Annotated in this window: 2 protein-coding genes; both read right to left on the reverse strand. The window is 26.6% G+C overall.

All coding sequences use genetic code 11. The features are described from left to right. Nucleotides 1-431 precede the first annotated feature (431 nt). On the reverse strand, nt 432-710 hold the full coding sequence (locus tag BO51_RS10060; protein WP_496486309.1) for a UPF0236 family transposase-like protein: 279 nt from the start codon (nt 708-710) through the stop codon (nt 432-434). 92 nt (nt 711-802) lie between these two features. Then, entirely contained in the window at nt 803-1,207 is a 405-nt protein-coding gene (locus tag BO51_RS10065; protein WP_496486307.1) for a hypothetical protein, read from the reverse strand. Nucleotides 1,208-1,593 lie beyond the last annotated feature (386 nt).

Consider the following 1,593-nt stretch of genomic DNA (forward strand, 5'->3'; position numbering starts at 1 on the left):
GTTCTGTCAAGGGCGATTTCCCCCTTGACTGGTTCTGAAAGAAATTCTATAATCGCAAAGGCAAAATAAACTATATTACTTCTTGACGTTTAATAACTGGTTTTGTCTTCAATGTACCACAAATGTATATATTAATCAATACATTTAATACTATATGATAATGTCAATTAATTGTTGGAAAACAATTAAATAGTTTTCTAAAATAATATTAAAATAATAACCCCTTAATCTCATAATGTAATAATTTATAATTTTAACCTACCTTAATAAACCTATCTTAATACCCTATTTGGTACATATTTATATTTTATTTATATTGTATTTTAAGTATATTAAGCTTTAAAAACTTGAGGTTTTAAGCATATCTTTAAGCCATCTGCATTCTGTTCTTGATATATATGGAATTTCTATTTTTATATCTACCTCTACTACTACACTCTACCACTTTGTATTGGTGTTTCTTCTATTGCAAAGTTAATAATTTCCATTGTTTGTTTTTTATTTCCTCTTTTAATATTATTCCATAGTGGCTTATTTATATTTATTGGGTTTTCTAGACTATTAGTGTGAGCAGTTATTATTTTTACATATTTATTACCTTTTATAATACTAAGTCCACTTTTAATCCAATTGGCTTCGTCTCCTGCTAGGTATATGTCTTTTACTGAATCTATGTCATAGGTTTCATCTAGATATACGCCTATCTCTATCTATAAATCTTCAGAATTGATCTCTACAGTGAAATATCTTATGTTTTCAAGTGCGGCATGTAGAGAAACAAACTGCCCGTAATTAAATTTTTTTATTTATATAAATCTTTTTGTAGCAGATTAACAAGACAATTAAAAGTTTCTTCATCCTTCTTTTCAACAAAACTTTCTGTTACTTCAATAATCCTTTGATTTTTGGTTATTAATCTTAAACGAGGAATTGCCATGCACAAATCATTTAGAGCATTTTTAACATTTTCTTCATCTGGCAATTCTTGAATATTATATAGTTTTACACTTAAGGAGTATTTTGCTTCTTTTGGGTATAAAACAATTTGAGCAAAAATAATAAGAGAAATATACAATCTCTTCTTTTCATTAAATATATATCTTTTCTTTTCTCTCATAGGTTCAATAATAAAAGATGATAATATAAGGGTGAAAATTGATGAACTTAAAATACTAATAATAACAGTAATAACATTTAGCATATCCATAAATTTCTCCTTTCTTGATGTATTTATAAAAAGATATATCATGAATTTTATAATAATGTCAATTAATTGTTAGAAGGTAATTATTTTACACTTAGACTAGCATTGTAATGTGATTAACTAACCTAAAAAGATATATATATATCAAATATCCTAATTGTAAACCAATGATGCCCGCGATATAATCATATTGTATATAATGTTATTTTTGATTTGAAAGGGGAGTCCAGTTATATGAAAAATAATTCTCAAGAAAAAAAGATGCGAAAATATATTGTCACAGGAGCTGCTGGACACTTGGGGAGTACAATTATTAGGAAACTAATTGAATTAGATTATGAGGTATCTGGACTTCTTCTACCTGGCGAAACACCAAAAGTGATAGGAAA

Source organism: Soehngenia saccharolytica DSM 12858, from assembly GCF_059568515.1.

What these genes read in the sequence shown, in the direction of transcription:
- BO51_RS10065 (WP_496486307.1), bottom strand. Translation starts at nt 1,207, where the DNA reads ATGGATATGCTAAATGTTATTACTGTTATTATTAGTATTTTAAGTTCA.